Genomic DNA, 16,146 nt, shown 5'->3' with positions numbered 1-16,146 from the left:
CAGCACTCATCCGTCCCGAACCGGTGGATCGCCGGGTTCGCGGACGCGGTACCCGCGTCGAGGGGATGCAGCAGTGAGGTCGATCTGGAAAGGCTCGATCGCATTCGGGCTGGTGAACGTCCCGGTCAAGGTGTACACCGCCACCGAGGACCACGACATCCGCTTCCACCAGGTGCACGCCAAGGACGGCGGCCGGATCAAATACGACCGTGTTTGCACCGTCTGCGGTAAATCCGTGCAGTACGCCGATATCGACAAGGCCTACGAATCCCCCGACGGCGACAAGGTCATCCTGACCGACGAGGACTTCGCCAAACTGCCCGCCGCCGAGAAGCACGAGATCCCCGTGCTGCAGTTCGTGCCGTCCGAGCAGATCGATCCGATCCTGTACGAGAAGAGCTACTACCTCGAGCCCGACTCCAGCACGCCCAAGGCCTACGTACTGCTGGCCACCACGCTGGAACGGATCGACCGCACCGCGCTGGTGCATTTCACGCTGCGCCAGAAGACCAGGCTCGCCGCGCTGCGCGTGCACGAGGGCGTGCTGGTACTGCAGACGCTGCTGTGGCCCGACGAGGTCCGCGAGGTGGAATTCGAATCCCTCGACGGTGTCGCCGAACCGAAACCGCAAGAGATCAAGATGGCCGAGACGCTGGTCGAGACCATGTCCGACGATTTCGACCCGGACCAGTTCACCGACGAGTACCAGATCGAGTTGAAGCGGCTGCTGGACGAGGCGATCGCCAGCGGCACCGGCAAGGTGCCCGAGCAGCCCGAGTCCGTGCCCGCGGACATGGACGCCGAGGTGGTCGACCTGGTCGCCGCTCTGCAGCGCAGCCTGGAAGCCAGCGGGCGGCGCAGCACCGCCGAGGACAACGGCAAGGCCGCGCCCGCGAAGAAGACCGCCAAGAAAGCCGCCGCGAAGAAAGCTCCGGCCAAGAAAGCCGCGAAGAAGACCGCCGACAAGCCGGCGAAGAAGACCGCGGCCCGTAAGGGCGCGTGAGGGCCGAGGCGCGTCCTGCTGGCAAACTGTCGGCATGGATTCTGCCGTAGTGATCGTCCCGATGGGTCTCGGCCACCTGCGCCAGGTCCTCGATCTCGGCCACGAAGTCTTCGACATCACCACCAAGCCGTACACCTCGTGGTCGCTCACCTCGGTCGCCGAGCACCTCGACAGCCCCGACAACGCCTGCTGGGTCGCCCTCGATTCCGACCGCGTGGTCGGTTTCGTGCTCGGGTCGATGGAGTTCGAGAACCGCGACGACTGGGCCTACCTCGAATGGATCGCCGTCGCGCCGGATATGCAGGGGCACGGGATCGCCCGGCGCTTGGTCGACGTCTGCTCCGAGGCGCTGTTCGCCCGCGGCGCGCGCCGCATCGTCACCGACGTCGAAGACCGCAACGCGGCCTCCACCGCACTGATGACCCGCAGCGGCTTCACCCCCGCCGCCACGGTCACCCTGTTCGTCCGCCCGAATCCCGACGACCCCGACCCGGAAGCGCAACTCGACGCGGCCGCCATCGCCCCCGGCACCAAGCGCGCGCTGATCCGCCGCGGTCGCCTGGCCGGCGACAACCACCGCGCCGCCCGCTAGCGCCCGGCTGCCCCGCATGCCAGTGCGCGGTTCAGACCGTCGCCGCACCCTTTCTGTCTTCTCGCACCCGTTCTGCCAGGCCACAGCGGGTGCGAGAAGACAGAAAGGGTGCGCATGGCAGAAAGGGTGCGCCTAACCGGCCGCCTGGGCGCGGCCTTCCTCGAAGAACGCCAAGAGGCTTGCTGCCGAGTCGAATTCGGTGCCCGGGCGCAGCGCGCCGAAGGGGGCGTTCCAGAACGCGCCTGTGCGCGGTGTCCACGGGCCTACATACGCATAAGGTCCGGGGTGGGCCGAATCCCCCGGTGACACACCGTAATTCACCTCGCCTACCGCGCTGGACAGGTCGAAGTGCTCGGGCCAGAGCACCGGCGTGCTGTCCGGGGCCAGACATCGCAAAGCCTTGTCCCCCAGGGCGAACCAGTCGCTGATCTGCTGCGCCGCGACCGGATCTATCTCCATCGCGCTGTCCGGTTCCACGCCGGTGGTGTCCTTGTACAGCCCGTCCGGCGCCCCCGGTTCGATGTTCGCGAGCTTTCCGAGTTCCCGATACGTCCCCGCCAGCGCCGCGCGCCCCTCCGGCCAGACCAGTTCGGCGCCGACCACCGACACCGGCCACTGCACCCCGCCGAACCCCTGGTGCACCACCCGTAGCCGGATGGTCTCGTACTGCCGATACTGCGGCCCCGCGATCAACAATTCCGCCACCGCATGCAACCCGCGCCGCGATCGCTCGTACATCTGTTCGTCCACACCGGCATCATTGCCGGTGCAGACCCGCCCCGCAGCCATTTCAGCTCACGGCTGAGCTTCCTCCGCCGGCAGCACGATCCCGAAGTGCGACACGATCGCATCGACACTGCGGGTCAACCCGGACACGCCTTGTTTCAGCCCGGACACGTCCTGCTTCAGCCCCGACACGTCCCGCTTCAGCCCCGACACGTCCCGCTTCAGCCCCGACACGTCTCGCTCGAGATTGCCCAGACGGACCTGCGAGTCCAGGGCGATCGACTTCACGCCTGCCACTTCGGTCTCGAGACAGTCCAACCGAATTCGCGTGTACTCGACGACCTCTTTCACACGTGCCATCCCGTACTCGACGTTGACGACTCGTTCACGCGTGTCGATGAGGGTGTCCTGATAGGCGATCCTGTCGCCCTCCGCTTGCTCTCGTTTACGCTCCAGCACCGCCACCCGCTCTTCCAACGATGGAACTTTGACTGACATGTAGATCCCCCTGTCGCGTCGATTGGAGCCCTCAGCTTAAGGCCGGACACCGACAACGCCGCCCTCCCGATCTCGGTCCATTCTGGACCATCGTTCGGGTCTATTTTGGAACCCTCGAGCAGGTCTCGGGTGGAACCGCAAGCAACGGATTTACCCGAATGTGACCCGAACGTGGGTTCGGCGCAGCGGGTACGGACCATGCTGGGGGGGCGGTGCAGCGGAGACGGAAGGACGGTGCGTCGTGGAGTTCCACGTTCCCATCATCGATATCTCGCCCTACGTCAAGGGCGCCGACGCCGCGGCGCGGGCCGCGGTCGCCCGGCAGGTGGACGAGGCGGCGAGCACGGTCGGGTTCATGCAGATCCGCGGGCACGGGATCGCCCGCCCGGTGCTCGACGAGTTCGCGGCCGCGCTGGACGAGTTCTTCGCGCTCACGCCCGCCGTCAAGGAGAGCTACCGGACGGCGGTCGAATTCAATCGGGGCTATTCGCCACCCAAGAGCGAGAGCCTGAGTTTGAGCCTCGGGGTGACCTCGGCGACCCGGATGAACGACTTCTTCGAGGCGTTCAATATCGGCACGACCACCTCCGACTATCCGGGACTCGACCTTCCCGCGCAGGCCGGCTACGCCGACAATGTCTGGCCCGCAGAACTTCCCGACTTCCGGCCGCGGGTGCAGCGGTATTACGCCGAGGCCGCGCGGGTGGCGGGCACGCTCACCACCGTATTCGCCGACGCCCTCGACCTACCGCTCGGCTATTTCGAGAGTTTCACCGATCACTCGCTGAATGTGTTGCGCATGAACAACTATGCGCTGCCACCGGGCAGCGTGGACCTCGACGGCGAGCTGAAGGGAATGGGCGAGCACACCGATTACGGCATCGTCACCGTCCTGTGGGCCGACCAGGTGCCCGGCTTGCAGGTGCTGGGCGCGGACGGCCGCTGGCACGACGTGCAACCCGCCGACGAGGCGCTGCTGGTGAATCTCGGTGACGTGATGGCCCGCTGGACCAACGAGCGGTGGCTCTCGACGCTGCACCGGGTGATGCCGCCGATCGTCGACGGCACCATCGAACGCCGGCGCAGCGCCGCGTTCTTCCACGACGGCAATTTCGACGCGGTGATCGAGACGCTGCCCTCCTGCGTCGGCGCGGGCAGCAAGTACCCGCCGATCACCGTGTCCGAGCATGTGCAGGCCAAGCTGGCCGGTTCCCGTGCGCTGCAACCGAATACGAACGCACACCGGGAAGCGGCCCGGGTGCTCTCGGCCCGCGACTGACCCGAAACTACTTGCGGAACTTCGCTTCCAGTTCGGTCGCCGTGGCTTGCAGGTCGGCCGGGGTGTTCGTCTTGAAGATGCCTTCGTAACCGGTCTCGGCCCGCACCGCGGCCTCTACCTCCGGATCGTGGTACAGCGCAGCCAGTTTCAGCAGCGTCGGGTTGTCCTTGTCGGCGGCCCGCGCGGCGAAGATGTTGATGTACTGCTTCAGTTCCGGGCGTTCCGGGTCGTCGGTGTATATGGTGTCGTTCTTGGTCAGACCCGCCGGACGCGCGAAGGTGTCGTCGACGAACGCGGCGTCGACACTGGACAGTGACTGCGCGGTGAGGGTCGGATCGATGGGTGTCAGCTTCACCTTGGAGGCCGCGGTGTCCACGTCTTCGATCTTGGAGTCCCAGCTCGCACCGCCCTTCAGCACGACCAACCCGGCCGCGGCCAGGCTGAGCAGCGGCCGCACCTGATTGGCGGGGTTGTTGCTCAACGTGATCTGGCCGCCCTGCGGGATCTCGGCGACGGACTTGTGCTTGCGCGAGTACAGGGTCAGCGGGAAGATCTCGGTCGCGCCGACCGGCACCAGGGTGTCGTTGTTGCGGGCGTTGTAGTTGGCCAGGTAGCGCACGTGCTGGAACTTGTTGAGATCGATACGCCGTTGCGCCAGTGCGGGATTGGGCTGGTTGTAGTCGGTGAAGTTGATGAACTCCACGCGAATGCCTTGATCGGCCGCCTTCTTCTGGTACACGTCCCAGTGCGGCTCTGCGAGATCGTTCACACCGATGCGGATCACTCCGTCGTCGTGCTTCGCGCCACACGACATCGTGGTCACGGCCAGGGCGGAAAGAATCGGAATCACCAGCAGACGGTGCATCAAGCGCATTGCGAGCAAACTAGACGGTCGTCCAAGAATTGGGAAGGGTTTCGCTCACCACAATCCCAACCGTTGTCCCGTCCGCCCGCGGATCGCTTGGATTACCGGGTTCATATTGCGACGAGCTTTTCGGGAGCAACGAAGTGAAATTCCATCGGGTACTGGCGATCCCGGTCCTGGTAGCAACCGCGGCCCTCACCGTCACGGCGTGCGGTTCCGACGACAAGTCCTCCTCCGACACGGTAGTGCGGATCGGCACCACCGACAAGGACAAAGCCTGGGACGTCTTCGAACAGCGGGCCAAGGACAAGGGCATCACGCTGAAGATCACCAACTTCTCCGACTACAAGCAGCCGAATCTCGCGCTGTCGCAAAAGCAGATCGATGTGAATCTCTTTCAGCACCTGCAGTTCCTGGGCGCCTACAACGTCGCCAACAAGGACACGCTGACCCCGATCGGCGCCACCTACATCGTGCCGCTCGGCTTGTACTCGAAGAAGCACAAAGCGCTCGCCGACCTGCCCCAGGGCGCGGAGATCGCGATCCCGAACGACCCGACCAACCAGGCGCGGGCCCTGTTCGTCCTGCAGGCGGCCGGTCTGCTGAAACTGTCCGGCAGCTCGAGCGCGCCCACCGCGGCCGATGTCGACAAGGGCGCGTCCAAGGTCAAGGTGACCACCGTCGACGCCGCGCAGACCGCGCTCTCGCTCGCGTCCGTGGACGGCGCGGTGATCAACAACACCTTCCTCGACCGTTCCGGCATCGACCCCAATTCGGCGCTGTACAAGGACGATCCGAAGAACCCGTCGGCCGAGCCGTACATCAACGCGCTGGTGACCAGGGCCGAGGACAAGAACAACCCGAAGCTGCTGCAGCTGGTCGAACTCTGGCACGACCCCGAGGTGCAGCGCGCGCACGCCGAGGTCACCAAGAACACGGCCGTCGACGTGCGCCGCACCGGCCCCGAACTGGAGCAGATTCTCCAGCGGGTGCAGCAGACCATCCGTGACGGCAAGTGAGCGGTAACCCGCCCGCCGTCGAATTCCGCTCGGTAACCAAGGTTTTCGGCAAGGGCGCGGATGCCCATGTCGCGCTGGACGATATCGATCTGCGGATCGAGCAGGGCGAGATCTTCGGCGTGATCGGCTATTCCGGCGCGGGCAAGAGCACCCTGGTCCGCCTGATCAACGCCCTGGAACGGCCGACCAGCGGCAGCATCGAGGTCGCGGGCACCCCCATCACGGGGGTGCCCGAGGCCGAGGTGCGCCGCCTGCGCCGCGATATCGGGATGGTGTTCCAGCAGTTCAATCTGTTCCGATCCCGTACCGCCGCAGGCAATGTCGAATACCCGCTCAAGGTGGCGGGCTGGAAACGGGCCGCGCGTAAGGCGCGGGTCGCGGAGTTGCTCGAGTTCGTCGGACTCTCCGACAAGGCCCGCAGCTACCCCGACCAGCTGTCCGGCGGTCAGAAGCAGCGGGTCGGCATCGCTCGCGCGCTGGCGACCTCGCCGTCGCTGCTGCTCGCGGACGAATCGACCTCGGCGCTGGACCCGGAGACCACCGCGGAGGTGCTGCGCCTGCTGAAGAAGGTCAATCGGGAACTCGGCGTCACCATCGTGGTGATCACCCACGAGATGGATGTGATCCGTGCCGTCGCCGACCGGGTCGCGGTGCTCGCCGAGGGCCGGATCGTCGAACTCGCCAGCACCTTCGCGGTTTTCGCGACGCCGCAGGCCGCGCCGACGCGATCGTTCGTGGCCACGGTGCTGCACAACCGGCCGTCCGAGGACGAAGTGCGCAGGCTCGGTGCGCTGCACGGCGGCCGGCTCGTCACGGTGGACGTCGACGACGAGCACGGCATCGGCGCCGCGTTGACCGTCGCGGCGCACGCCGATGTCCGCTTCGAGGTGGTCTACGGCGGAATCGGCACGTTGCAGAACAAGACCTTCGGCAGCATCACCCTGGCGTTGCACGGACCCGACGACGCCGTCGACAAGGTGATCGCCGAACTCGGCCCGCGCACGGCCTGAAAGGAGTACCGATGCAAGCGGATTGGGACAAACTCCGGCCGTTGCTGACCGAGGCGATCGGCACCACCCTCTATCTGGTGCTGATCACCTTCGTGATCGGCGGCCTGATCGGACTGTTCCTGGGCACCGTGCTCTACACCACCCGCAAAGGCGGGCTGCTCGCGAACGCCCCGATCAACCTGCTGCTCAACGTGATCGTGAACGTGGTGCGCCCGATCCCGTTCATCATCCTGCTCGCGGCACTGGGGCCGGTGACGCTGGAAGTCGTCGGCACCACCATCGGCCGCGACGCCGCGGCGTTCGTCATGATCGTGGCGGCGTCGTTCGGCATCGCCCGGATCGTGGAGCAGAATCTGGTGACAGTCGACCCCGGCGTGATCGAGGCGGCGCGCGCGGTCGGCGCGGGACCGCTGCGAATCATCTTGACGCTGTTGATTCCCGAGGCGCTCGGCCCGCTGATCCTCGGCTACACGTTCGTGGTGATCTCGATCGTCGACATCTCCGCCATGGCGGGCACCGTCGGCGGCGGCGGACTGGGCGATTTCGCGCTGGTCCACGGGTATCAGCAGTTCAATTGGCAGGTCACCTTCGTGGCCACGCTGATCATCGTGGCGGGCGTGCAGGGCATCCAGTTCTTCGGCAACTGGCTGGCCCGAAAAGTATTGCGCCGCTGAGGCACCTGGTGCCCGGGACAACTCCCGGGCACCAGGCGACAGCGTCATTCCACGTTGCTGGTGCAGAGCGTGGTGCCGACGATGCGCGCCGAGCTCGGCGCCGAGCTGCCGAAATTCACCGGCGGCGGCCCGAACGCGGCGAGCGCCGCACGCTCGGCTTCGACCCGGTTGGGACCGGTGCCACCGATGTAGCGACCGTCACGTTCGGCGATGGCGCCGCAGCCGTCGACGAAGCGGACGATAATAGTGCAGTTCCGCCCACCCTTCGCCCGGCAGTCGTCGAGCGCCGCGGCGTCGGCTTCCGCCCAGTTCGGATAGTTCCACGCCGTCGAAACGCCGGCACCGTTCGCGTCGACCGTGATCGCCCGCGACCCGTAGTAGGAACCGTCCGGCCCGGGCTCGGCACCGGCCTGCCCTGCGCCGGCCGCCACGAAGGCGACCGCCGTCGAAACGAACAGGCCCAGGACAGCCTTGCTCCCTGTGTATTTCATGATTCCCCCCATTGGTTCGTTCAGCTTGCGTTCTTGGTGCACTCGGATAGTACGACGCGCGCCGGCTGCGGCACGGCACTGCCGAGATCCGGGAACGGTGGCGCGCTCTCGCCGAGCTTGGCGACCGCCAGCCGCTCCGCTTCCGCCCGCGTCGCCGCCCAATCGGCCGCGAACGCACCGTCGGCGCCGCGCACCGCCGCCGCACAGCCGTTGGAGAAGCGCACGAGAATCTTGCAGTCGTACACGCCGCAGTCCCGAATGGCCACCGCATCCGCGGTCACCCAGGACGGTTGATCGACCGAGCCGACCACTTTGCCGGTGCTGGGCGAAAAGGCCAGCGTCCCATGATAATCAGGCGCCGCGCCGGCGGAGCCCGCACCGACGATGGTCAATGCCGCGGTGGATGCCAGGACCGCACCGAACGCGGCCCTCCCCAGATTGGACAACAGAAACTCCCGTTCAAAGAAGATGAAGCGAGCTGATCATCACCCACACCACCTACCCTGTCCAGCACCCGGAAATCTGCCGCCGATACTCGGGGCATCCGCTCAATCCGGCAGTACGGCTGCGGATTCGGTTCTGCCGTCTAGCGACGCGTGCGCAGATACTCGTCGTGCTCGCGATCCTCGCGGTAGTACCGCTGCGTGAGTACGACCAGCCGGCGGATCTCCGCGGCCATCGCGGCCGAATCCATCGGCTTGGCGACGACGGGATCACCGGTCTGCACGTAGTAGCGGCCGTCCGGATAATCCATCCACCAGAAGCCACGGCCGAACGTGGGACGCGCGTCGACGGCAGGGCCGGGCAACACCGTGATCTCGCCGAGCGCACGGCGCTCGCGTTTGAACAGCCGGTCGAACCGCTGCGCGAGGCCCACCGCGTACGCTTCGCGCACCGGGCGCTCCCGATCGGCGGTGATCTCCGCGCGCCGCGCCGCCAGCGGTGGATGGGTGCCCGGCGGCGTATCCGGCAGCGCGCCAACCGCATCGGCAGCGACCTCGGCGGCAGTGCCGTAGCGCAGCGTCACGTCACCGCCGGTGTCCGCGGCGATGCCCGGCAGCTGCACCAAGGTCGCGCCCGCCGCGTCGCGCACCGCGCCGTGGAAACGGAAGATCCGGGTCAGCTCCGGCGCGCCGAACCCCTTCAGCTCGATCCGGACCTCGGGCTCCAGCAGGATCTGCAACGCGCGCTCCAACTCGATCGAATGCCGGTCGAGCAGTGCGGCCGCCGCCGCTTCCCGCTGCGCCACCAGATCGGCGAAATCGACGGCCTGCGGGCGGAATTGCAGCGGATACGGCAGCCGGTCCCGGCCGTAGGCGTGCCAGAGCAGCTGGAACTCCAGTCCGGTGAACCGCACCTCAATCATGGTCGCCGATCACCGGCGGCACCGTCTTCGGCAGCGCACCCAAACCGGTGAGTTCCTCGCCGTTCTCCTGCGTGATCAGGTAATCCTTTGTGCCGGTGGGTTTTTCGTCGTCGTTGCCCCGGCCGGCCGCACCCGGTGCCATGCCGGGCATGCCGCTCGTACCCGCTCGGCCGGTGGCCGTGCCCGTCGCGGTCCGCGCGGCAGCGGCCGGAACTACGCCCGGCTGCTGCGGATTTCCCGGCACGCTGCGGCCGGGGGCGGGCTGCCTGCCGGGTTCGCCGGAAGTAGTGCCCGGACCGGAACGAGAAAAAGGCGAAACAGGGTTGGAGCGCGATGGTGTGCCCGGACCGGGCGTGCCCGCCGGTGTCGGCGTCGTAGCGACCGGCGTCGTAGTGGCCGGCGTACCAGTGGTCGTGGCAGTGGTAGGCGCGGCGGCCGATTGGTTCGTGGTCGCCGAAGTCGTCGACGGGGAGCCGGTACTCGCCGTCTGTGTGTTCGTCGCCGGATTCGCTTCGGACGCTGCTCTGTTCGGCTGGCCGGCCGGATCCGCCTCCGCGCCTGCCGTGCCGTCGGTTCCGGATGGCGTGGCGGAACTCGGATTCGACGTGCCCGGACCGGACGACGGCACCACCGGCGTCGACGGATCGCGCACCACGGTAGGCGCCGGCGGGATGATCGGCACGCCATTGTCGGTCTGGTTCGCCACCTGCCAATACACCGTCTGCAGAACGCGTTTCGCTTCCTCCCGCGCCTCGTCCGCGGTGTAATCACCGGACTTCATGGCACCGTCGGCGGGCAGGGTTTTGCCCTTCAGATCCACGGGAGCGGCGAGGCCGGGCATCAACGCCTGAGTCTGATTCAGGCCGGTGTACATCTCCGTGAGCTTGGCGTACAAGAGGTGCGCCGAGGTCGTCAACTGCCCCGCACCGTCACTGTAGGTCCGCACCGCCTCCGCCGCCTTGCCCGCCGCCTGACCCGACCAGCCGTTCGCGATCGTGCGCTGCACACTCGCATTGAACGTCTCCGTCGTCTCCCGGAACGCGGTGCCGATCTTGAACCACGCCTCCGCGGCCTGCAGCACCGTGCCCGGTTGCATCGCGGCCACCCGCTGCACCAGATCCGCCAGCGGCAAGGTCTCGAACAGCGCCAGATCCTCGTTCGTGATCCGCGGCGGTTCGTACCCGCCCTGGAACTGATCGGTACCGACATTCGTGACGGCGTAGATATTCGCGCGATCCCTGTTCCACTGCTCCTGCGCCGCGATGATGCGGGCCCGATACTCGTCGTAGGTCATGCGGGCGCGTCGATTCCGGTGAGCTGGTCGGCCCGGGACTGGTCGACGGCGCGGTAGTTGGCCATGGCCTTGGCGAAGACTTCCTTCATGAGTGTGACCTCGTCGATGTGCTCCCGAATGCGGTTCTGGATCGAATCCGCGCCGGTGGAACCCTTCGAAGTGAATTTGTCTTCGAGGACCTGTCCCGAAGGGAAACCGCCGAACCCGGCAACGGTGGCAACGTTTCGAGACAGTTGCAGGAGGTCCCGAAGGTTCTCGATATTGCGATCGCAGTCCTGAGCGAGACCAGCTCCGACGCTCTCATCCAGGGTCAGCTCCCCTGCGTTGGCAGCGCCGAGCAACTCTCGCCAAGTCGACAGACTTTCACCAACCATCAGATCCCCCTACCTCGACGGCAGATATTTCGCCAGATCGTTCGTGTGTTTGTTCGCCAGAGGGCATGGCTGCCCCTCCTGCGGCGCACCGTAGCGGCCGAGCATGTCGAAGATGACCGTACCGCCTGGAACTTCAACAGCCACAGCACATCCCAAATGATCGTTTCGATCACTGGCCATCGTGAACTGAAGCGCGCGGCGGTTGCCGACCGTCGTCGGCTGCATATCAATGAAGTCCCGGCGCTCCTGCACGGCCGTCAGCGTCGGGGTTCCCGCCAGAATGCTGAGGTCGTACCAACGCGCCTGCGCGCGCCAAGCGCACGACTTCCAGCCGTCGAACTGGACACCGGCGAGAGCCGACTTCTTACTGTCCGGGTCAAGTCCCGTAGCCCGCACGGCGTCGATAGGAAGCGAGCACGGGTCCCACGGCGCCTGATCCTTCACCGGCGTCCCCGACGCCGACGCGCTCGCGCTCGGCGCACTGCTGGTCGCCGGGGTCCCGGACGTGTCGTTGCAGCCGGCGAGAAGCAGCACGGCGCCGACGGTGATCGCGAGGGTGCGGACGGTGTTCCCTCTGCTCGGCATGAGGCCCCCTTCTGCTGGTCAGTTTCCCGGCTGCTGCCGCAGATCCTCTTCACGGTACCGGCAGCCGGTGAGGCCGGTCAGGAGGGCGGCTTTGTCGGTGCCGAGGGTGATCTCGTTGCCGTGGTCGGGTGAATGCAGGGTGATGTCGTGGCGGCCGGGGGTGTCGGCGCGCACGGTCAGGGCGGTGATGCCGTTTTCGGCGGCGAGGTCGCGGGCGGCCTGGAGTACGCGGGGCCATTCGTCGTCGGTGATCGGTACCGCCGAGGTGAGCGAGTCGGTCGTCATGGAGACGCCGATGGTTTCGAGGTAGGGCGAGGGGCAGCCGAGTTTGCCTTGGCCGCGGTCGCGCAGGGTGCGCCATTCGAGTTCGGGCGCAACGGTTTTCGCGGCGTCGGCGATCCGCTGGAGCAGGACTGCCAGTTGCTGCTCGGTGTCTTCGACCGACGGCAGCCGTCGCATCTGGGCCTCGGCGTGCGCGATGTCTTCCTTGGACGGGCGGTCGGGAGCGTTCATCCTGTCTCCACATCCGGTCAGGACCGTCACGCAGACGATCGCCGCGAGTATTCGGGTCACGGCCGTCATGTCAGCGCACCACCAGTTCCGGCAGTCCGGCGATGACGACGGCCATGTTGTATCCGGCGGTGCGCAGTTCGCCGTTGCCGCTCGGCCGCGGGTATTCGCTGTGTCCGTTCGAGTCTTCGCGGCGCACGTGGTCGGTGGTCGTGGCCTCGCCGACGGAGAGCTGCTCCAGTTTCGTGGTGACCGGGTCGGGACCGAACCGGCCGAAGCCGTCGACCAGCGAGATCGGGTCGTCGGGCGCGCGCATCACGTAACCGTGCCCCTGCGCCAGTCCCAGGTCGGGTTCGTCGTTCGCGTTGATTCCGGGCGAGCCGTAGAAGACCGCGTCGTCGATCGGCTGGGTGCGGCCGTGTTCTTGCAGCGCGAGCGCGGTCGTGTAGGACCCGTAGGAGTGACCGAGCGCCGTGAGGTGCGGGTCCGGCCGGGTCGATGCCACGTCCAAACCTTCGAAGAACTGCGCCAGTTCGGGCGCACCGTCCTCGGCCCGCGCCGAGCGCGCCGCCTCCAGCCCCAGGTCCGGCGGCGGTTCGTAGCCGAGCCAGGCGATCGAGGCGACCCGCTCGTCCGGGCGTCCGGCGAGCCGCAACTGTTTCTCGGCTTCCCGCTGCACCGCTTCGGCCTCGCGGGTCATGCCGTCGAGCGATTGCACGGTGGTCGAGACGCCGGGCACCGTGACCGAGACGTGGTCGGCGTTGTCGGGGTCGCCGACGGCCACCGCCGCCATCCCCTTCTCCCCCGACTGCAGGTCGAGCAGCAGCAGCCGCGCCCCCTTGTCGGGGTTGCCGGGGTCGAGCGGATGCTCTTTCAGGATCTTCTCGATCGAGTCGAGGTCGGTCAGCTTCGCCTCGACCTCGGCGAGTTTCGTCTTCTCGGCGGCGTAGGGGTCGGGAGCGTTCGGATACCGCGCGCCGTCCGGCGCGTCCTTCAACAGATCTTTCAGCGCGTCACGGTCCTGGGTCAGCCGGGCACGCTCGTCGTCGATCCGGTTGACGTTCGCTTCGTGACGGGCCATGGACGGGATGCCGTCCCGGTTTCCGATCCATTCCGGATGCCGGTCGATGACTTCGCGGCGCTGCCGCTCGTCCATCGCGTCCCAGTACTCCCTGTTTTGTTGCGGCGTCCCGTGCTCCGGCGGCGCGGGGGCGGTCAGTCCGCCCTGGGTCGCACCCGCGCCGGAGGCCGCCGCGACGTCGGTGGCGCCTCGGTCGTCGATCTTGCCGTCGGCGGCCTGGTTCAGGACCGCGGCCGCGTCCGCGTCGATGTCGTCGGCCTGTTTCATCACCGCGTGCACGGCGTCCTGCAGTTCCAGCCGCAGCGACTCCACCTGCGCGGGGTCCGGCGCATCGGGCAGATCAGCGATGGTCACGTGGCCGGCGTCCCAGATCTCGAGCCCGTTCGCCGTCGCGGTCTGTTCGATGGCGGCCAGCGTTTCCTTGAGGTGGGTGACCGCTGCCCTGGTCTGCTTCGTCAGCTCGCGGACCGCGCCGAGGGTGGCGGCCTCGTCGATCAGCTGATCGGTGGTGACGGTGAATCTGCGGCGCGCGGCGGCCGCGGAGTCACCCTGCCAACCGGGCAGTGTGCCGATATCGGCGAGTTGGCCGACCACGTCCTGCACGGTGGTGATGCGCCGGGACAACGACGTCTCGAGCATTTCCAGCGCCAGCACATTCCACCAGCGAATGTCCGGTAGCAACATCGTCCAGGATCCCCCCACGGAAGTCAGGATTGCTTGCGACGATAGGTATGGTATCCGGGAATTACCGTGAATTTTGGATCAGGGGGCGTAAATGGGTGATTCCGTTTCGGTCGATCCGGAACTGCTGCGTGGTGCGGCCGCCCGGCTGGACACGCTGTACGACAACGCGGGTACCACGTTGCGCGACACCGATCAGGCGATCGCCGACAGCCGCGAGGGCTGGAAAGACACCGCTGCCACGGCGTTCACCAGGTTCAACGCGTACCTGGACGGTCGCCGCACGCTGCTGCAGCAGCACGTGGCCGAACTCTCCGAATCGCTGAACACGACGGCGGGCACCCTGCACGCGCAGGATCAATCCCGGGCCGCCGAGACGAACCAGCTGCAATCCAGCCTGGACCTCTGAGCCGAGCAGCGCATAACGCAATGGTGTGCGCTGCTTTTATTTTCGCTGCCGCGCCATCGGAAAACCGGGCGCGGCAAATCTTTTCAACAGCATTCGAGCGATCTATTGCGCGTCGAGCAGACCCGCCAGACGATGATGCAAACCGGGCCACCCGCCGCTCATTCTGGTACGGGACAACTGGGAAATCGGATTGTCCGGATCGAAACCGGTGTGCGTGAACAACATCCGCGTTCCTTTACCCTCCGGATGCAACTGCCAGCTGAGCACCCAACCGCTGTCCTCCGCGACCGCGGCATCGTTCCAGGTGATACGCAACAACTTCGGCTCGACCACCTCCAGCACCTCGCCACGGATCTGCCCGGAGAAGTTGACCTCCGGGATCGGGCGCGCCTGCATCCGGAAGCGGTTGCCCGAAACCGGTTCGAAGCCGGTGGGTTCCATCAACCATCGAGCCAGCAGGTCGGGGGTGGTGAGCGCGCGCCAGACCTTGGCCGGCGGGTGCGGGTAGAACTGGTCCACCTCGATGGTGGTCAGGTCATCGGTCAACGGGTCACATCCTTCTCGTCGTCGGGGTCGTCGGGCAGCGCGTCGAGCACGTCGCCCAGTTCGCGCATCCGGGCACGCCAGTACCGCTCGAACGGCGCCAGCCAGGATTGCAGGTCGTGCAGGGGTTGCGGTTCCACCCGGTAGTAGCGGAACCGGCCGCGCTTTTCCTCCCCCACCAGCCCGACCTCGCGCAGCACCTTCAAATGCTCGGACACGCTGGGCCGGGCCATATCGAACCGTTCGGCGATGGACTGCACCGACTGTTCGCCGTCCAGGAGCAGGTCGAGTATGTCGCGGCGGGTAGGGTTGGCCAGCGCGCCGAACAGGAGGTCGGCGTCACTGGATTTGGTGCGGTACGGCATCGCGGCCTTCGTTCGGGGGCTGGCGGTTCTCGCGCTACGGGCGTCGTCCGACGAAGCACAGGAACTCGGTCTGCGGGTCCGCGTCCGCCGGTGCAGTCACCTTAGGTCCGAACGCCCACGGCTGCCGCAGCGCCTCGTCCATCGGCAACAGGTGCTCGTGCACGAACGCGACCACGCCGGGATCGAGCCGCTCGTCGCCGCCGATGCCGCGGGCCACATCCCAGGTATGGATCAGCACGTCCTCGGGCAGGATGTCGACGATCTCCCGAAAAGGCCTGGGCCCCTGGAACGTCGGGATCTCGGCGGCCAGGCAGGCGGGATCGTCGATGGCCGCGGCCAGCCCGTCCCCGAGGTGTTTCCACGCGGCGGCCGGGTCGGCATCCGCCGCGATCTCGGGCAGCGCGCCCATCTCGGCGACCCCGATCCCGTGCAGCGGTGCGGGCTCGATTCCGCGCACCTGCGCCAACGTCCGGCGCTGTTCGTTGATCACGTGCCCGACGACATCCCGCACGGTCCACCGCGGGCACGGCGTCGCGTTGTCCCACTGGTCCGCGCGCACCGCCATGATCCGGGCCAGAAAGCCCTCGCTGGTCACCCGGAACCGCTCAGCAGCTTCCGACATCTCCACTCCATTCATATCGAGTAGGAAGTTTCCTACCTTTCATAGGTAGAAGATAACCTACCTATTGCTGCTGAGCCAAGCCCTCGTGACGAGTGGCACTCGCGTCCGATGCGAAAACGTCGACGGCCGCTACCTCGTAGGCAGCGGCCGTCGATGTGC

21 protein-coding genes are annotated in these 16,146 nt (G+C 66.9%); 7 read left to right on the top strand and 14 right to left on the bottom strand.

Annotated features, from left to right (window positions below):
- Positions 1–73 precede the first annotated feature (73 nt).
- Positions 74–1,003: a non-homologous end joining protein Ku gene (ku, locus tag TY25_RS22205; RefSeq protein WP_029900599.1), complete on the top strand. Its 930-nt coding sequence runs from the start codon at positions 74–76 to the stop codon at positions 1,001–1,003.
- A 34-nt stretch (positions 1,004–1,037) separates the two neighbouring features.
- Entirely contained in the window at positions 1,038–1,595 is a 558-nt protein-coding gene (locus tag TY25_RS22200; protein WP_042258931.1) for a GNAT family N-acetyltransferase, read from the top strand.
- Between the two features lie 132 nt (positions 1,596–1,727).
- On the opposite strand, the gene TY25_RS22195 is transcribed toward TY25_RS22200, so the two are convergent.
- On the bottom strand, positions 1,728–2,345 hold the full coding sequence (locus TY25_RS22195; protein ID WP_226887271.1) for a hypothetical protein: 618 nt from the start codon (positions 2,343–2,345) through the stop codon (positions 1,728–1,730).
- Positions 2,346–2,390: 45 nt separating this feature from the next.
- Positions 2,391–2,798 carry a hypothetical protein gene (locus TY25_RS22190; protein WP_146153926.1) on the bottom strand — a complete coding sequence of 136 codons (408 nt, stop codon included), beginning with the start codon at positions 2,796–2,798 and terminating at the stop codon, positions 2,391–2,393.
- 262 nt (positions 2,799–3,060) lie between these two features.
- On the opposite strand from TY25_RS22190, the gene TY25_RS22185 reads away from it, so the two are divergent.
- Positions 3,061–4,098: an isopenicillin N synthase family dioxygenase gene (locus TY25_RS22185; protein ID WP_042258928.1), complete on the top strand. Its 1,038-nt coding sequence runs from the start codon at positions 3,061–3,063 to the stop codon at positions 4,096–4,098.
- Positions 4,099–4,105: 7 nt separating this feature from the next.
- Here the strand turns inward: TY25_RS22185 and TY25_RS22180 are convergent, their stop codons facing one another.
- On the bottom strand, positions 4,106–4,972 hold the full coding sequence (locus tag TY25_RS22180) for a MetQ/NlpA family ABC transporter substrate-binding protein (RefSeq protein ID WP_042258927.1): 867 nt from the start codon (positions 4,970–4,972) through the stop codon (positions 4,106–4,108).
- 134 nt (positions 4,973–5,106) lie between these two features.
- Between TY25_RS22180 and TY25_RS22175 the strand changes: the two genes are divergently transcribed.
- Genes TY25_RS22175 through TY25_RS22165 form a run of 3 tightly spaced genes read left to right on the top strand, consistent with a single transcriptional unit; the run spans position 5,107 to position 7,666 of the window.
- Positions 5,107–5,982, top strand: coding sequence for a MetQ/NlpA family ABC transporter substrate-binding protein (locus TY25_RS22175; protein ID WP_042258925.1), 876 nt, complete (start codon positions 5,107–5,109; stop codon positions 5,980–5,982).
- Positions 5,979–6,992 carry a methionine ABC transporter ATP-binding protein gene (locus TY25_RS22170; RefSeq protein ID WP_042258924.1) on the top strand — a complete coding sequence of 338 codons (1,014 nt, stop codon included), beginning with the start codon at positions 5,979–5,981 and terminating at the stop codon, positions 6,990–6,992. The genes TY25_RS22175 and TY25_RS22170 overlap by 4 nt, the downstream gene beginning before the upstream one ends.
- Positions 6,993–7,003: 11 nt before the next feature.
- Entirely contained in the window at positions 7,004–7,666 is a 663-nt protein-coding gene (locus tag TY25_RS22165; protein WP_042258923.1) for a methionine ABC transporter permease, read from the top strand.
- 44 nt (positions 7,667–7,710) lie between these two features.
- Here the strand turns inward: TY25_RS22165 and TY25_RS40685 are convergent, their stop codons facing one another.
- The 8 genes from TY25_RS40685 to TY25_RS22125 form a co-directional block, all read right to left on the bottom strand.
- On the bottom strand, positions 7,711–8,157 hold the full coding sequence (locus TY25_RS40685) for a DUF4189 domain-containing protein (RefSeq protein ID WP_052383117.1): 447 nt from the start codon (positions 8,155–8,157) through the stop codon (positions 7,711–7,713).
- 20 nt (positions 8,158–8,177) lie between these two features.
- The gene (locus TY25_RS22155; RefSeq protein WP_226887270.1) at positions 8,178–8,549 is read right to left on the bottom strand and encodes a DUF4189 domain-containing protein; all 372 of its coding nucleotides are present in this window, start codon (positions 8,547–8,549) and stop codon (positions 8,178–8,180) included.
- A 194-nt stretch (positions 8,550–8,743) separates the two neighbouring features.
- Entirely contained in the window at positions 8,744–9,523 is a 780-nt protein-coding gene (locus tag TY25_RS22150; protein WP_042258921.1) for an ESX secretion-associated protein EspG, read from the bottom strand.
- Positions 9,516–10,817 carry a hypothetical protein gene (locus TY25_RS42805; protein ID WP_052383116.1) on the bottom strand — a complete coding sequence of 434 codons (1,302 nt, stop codon included), beginning with the start codon at positions 10,815–10,817 and terminating at the stop codon, positions 9,516–9,518. Before TY25_RS42805 ends, TY25_RS22150 begins: the two co-directional genes overlap by 8 nt.
- Positions 10,814–11,191 (bottom strand): hypothetical protein, encoded by a 378-nt coding sequence (locus TY25_RS22140; RefSeq protein WP_146153925.1) that lies wholly within the window; start codon positions 11,189–11,191, stop codon positions 10,814–10,816. Before TY25_RS22140 ends, TY25_RS42805 begins: the two co-directional genes overlap by 4 nt.
- 9 nt (positions 11,192–11,200) lie before the next feature.
- Positions 11,201–11,776 carry a DUF3558 domain-containing protein gene (locus TY25_RS22135; protein WP_042258919.1) on the bottom strand — a complete coding sequence of 192 codons (576 nt, stop codon included), beginning with the start codon at positions 11,774–11,776 and terminating at the stop codon, positions 11,201–11,203.
- Between the two features lie 18 nt (positions 11,777–11,794).
- Positions 11,795–12,289 (bottom strand): LppA family lipoprotein, encoded by a 495-nt coding sequence (locus tag TY25_RS22130; RefSeq protein ID WP_162184218.1) that lies wholly within the window; start codon positions 12,287–12,289, stop codon positions 11,795–11,797.
- A 70-nt stretch (positions 12,290–12,359) separates the two neighbouring features.
- Positions 12,360–14,051: an alpha/beta hydrolase gene (locus tag TY25_RS22125; protein ID WP_042258916.1), complete on the bottom strand. Its 1,692-nt coding sequence runs from the start codon at positions 14,049–14,051 to the stop codon at positions 12,360–12,362.
- 91 nt (positions 14,052–14,142) lie between these two features.
- Here TY25_RS22125 and TY25_RS22120 point away from each other — a divergent pair, with 91 nt between their 5' ends.
- Positions 14,143–14,457, top strand: a complete 315-nt coding sequence (locus TY25_RS22120) for a WXG100 family type VII secretion target (protein ID WP_042258915.1) — start codon at positions 14,143–14,145, stop codon at positions 14,455–14,457.
- 102 nt (positions 14,458–14,559) lie between these two features.
- Here TY25_RS22120 and TY25_RS22115 read toward each other — a convergent pair whose 3' ends face one another.
- Genes TY25_RS22115 through TY25_RS22105 form a run of 3 tightly spaced genes read right to left on the bottom strand, consistent with a single transcriptional unit; the run spans position 14,560 to position 15,987 of the window.
- On the bottom strand, positions 14,560–15,003 hold the full coding sequence (locus TY25_RS22115; RefSeq protein WP_042258913.1) for an SRPBCC family protein: 444 nt from the start codon (positions 15,001–15,003) through the stop codon (positions 14,560–14,562).
- Entirely contained in the window at positions 15,000–15,365 is a 366-nt protein-coding gene (locus TY25_RS22110; RefSeq protein WP_042258912.1) for an ArsR/SmtB family transcription factor, read from the bottom strand. The genes TY25_RS22115 and TY25_RS22110 overlap by 4 nt, the downstream gene beginning before the upstream one ends.
- Before the next feature lie 34 nt (positions 15,366–15,399).
- Positions 15,400–15,987 carry a TIGR03086 family metal-binding protein gene (locus TY25_RS22105; RefSeq protein ID WP_042258911.1) on the bottom strand — a complete coding sequence of 196 codons (588 nt, stop codon included), beginning with the start codon at positions 15,985–15,987 and terminating at the stop codon, positions 15,400–15,402.
- Positions 15,988–16,146 lie beyond the last annotated feature (159 nt).

Source organism: Nocardia brasiliensis NBRC 14402, from assembly GCF_000308475.2.
Classification (GTDB): Bacteria; Actinomycetota; Actinomycetes; order Mycobacteriales; family Mycobacteriaceae; genus Nocardia; species Nocardia brasiliensis.
This window is presented reverse-complemented; position numbering and strand designations above follow the sequence as displayed.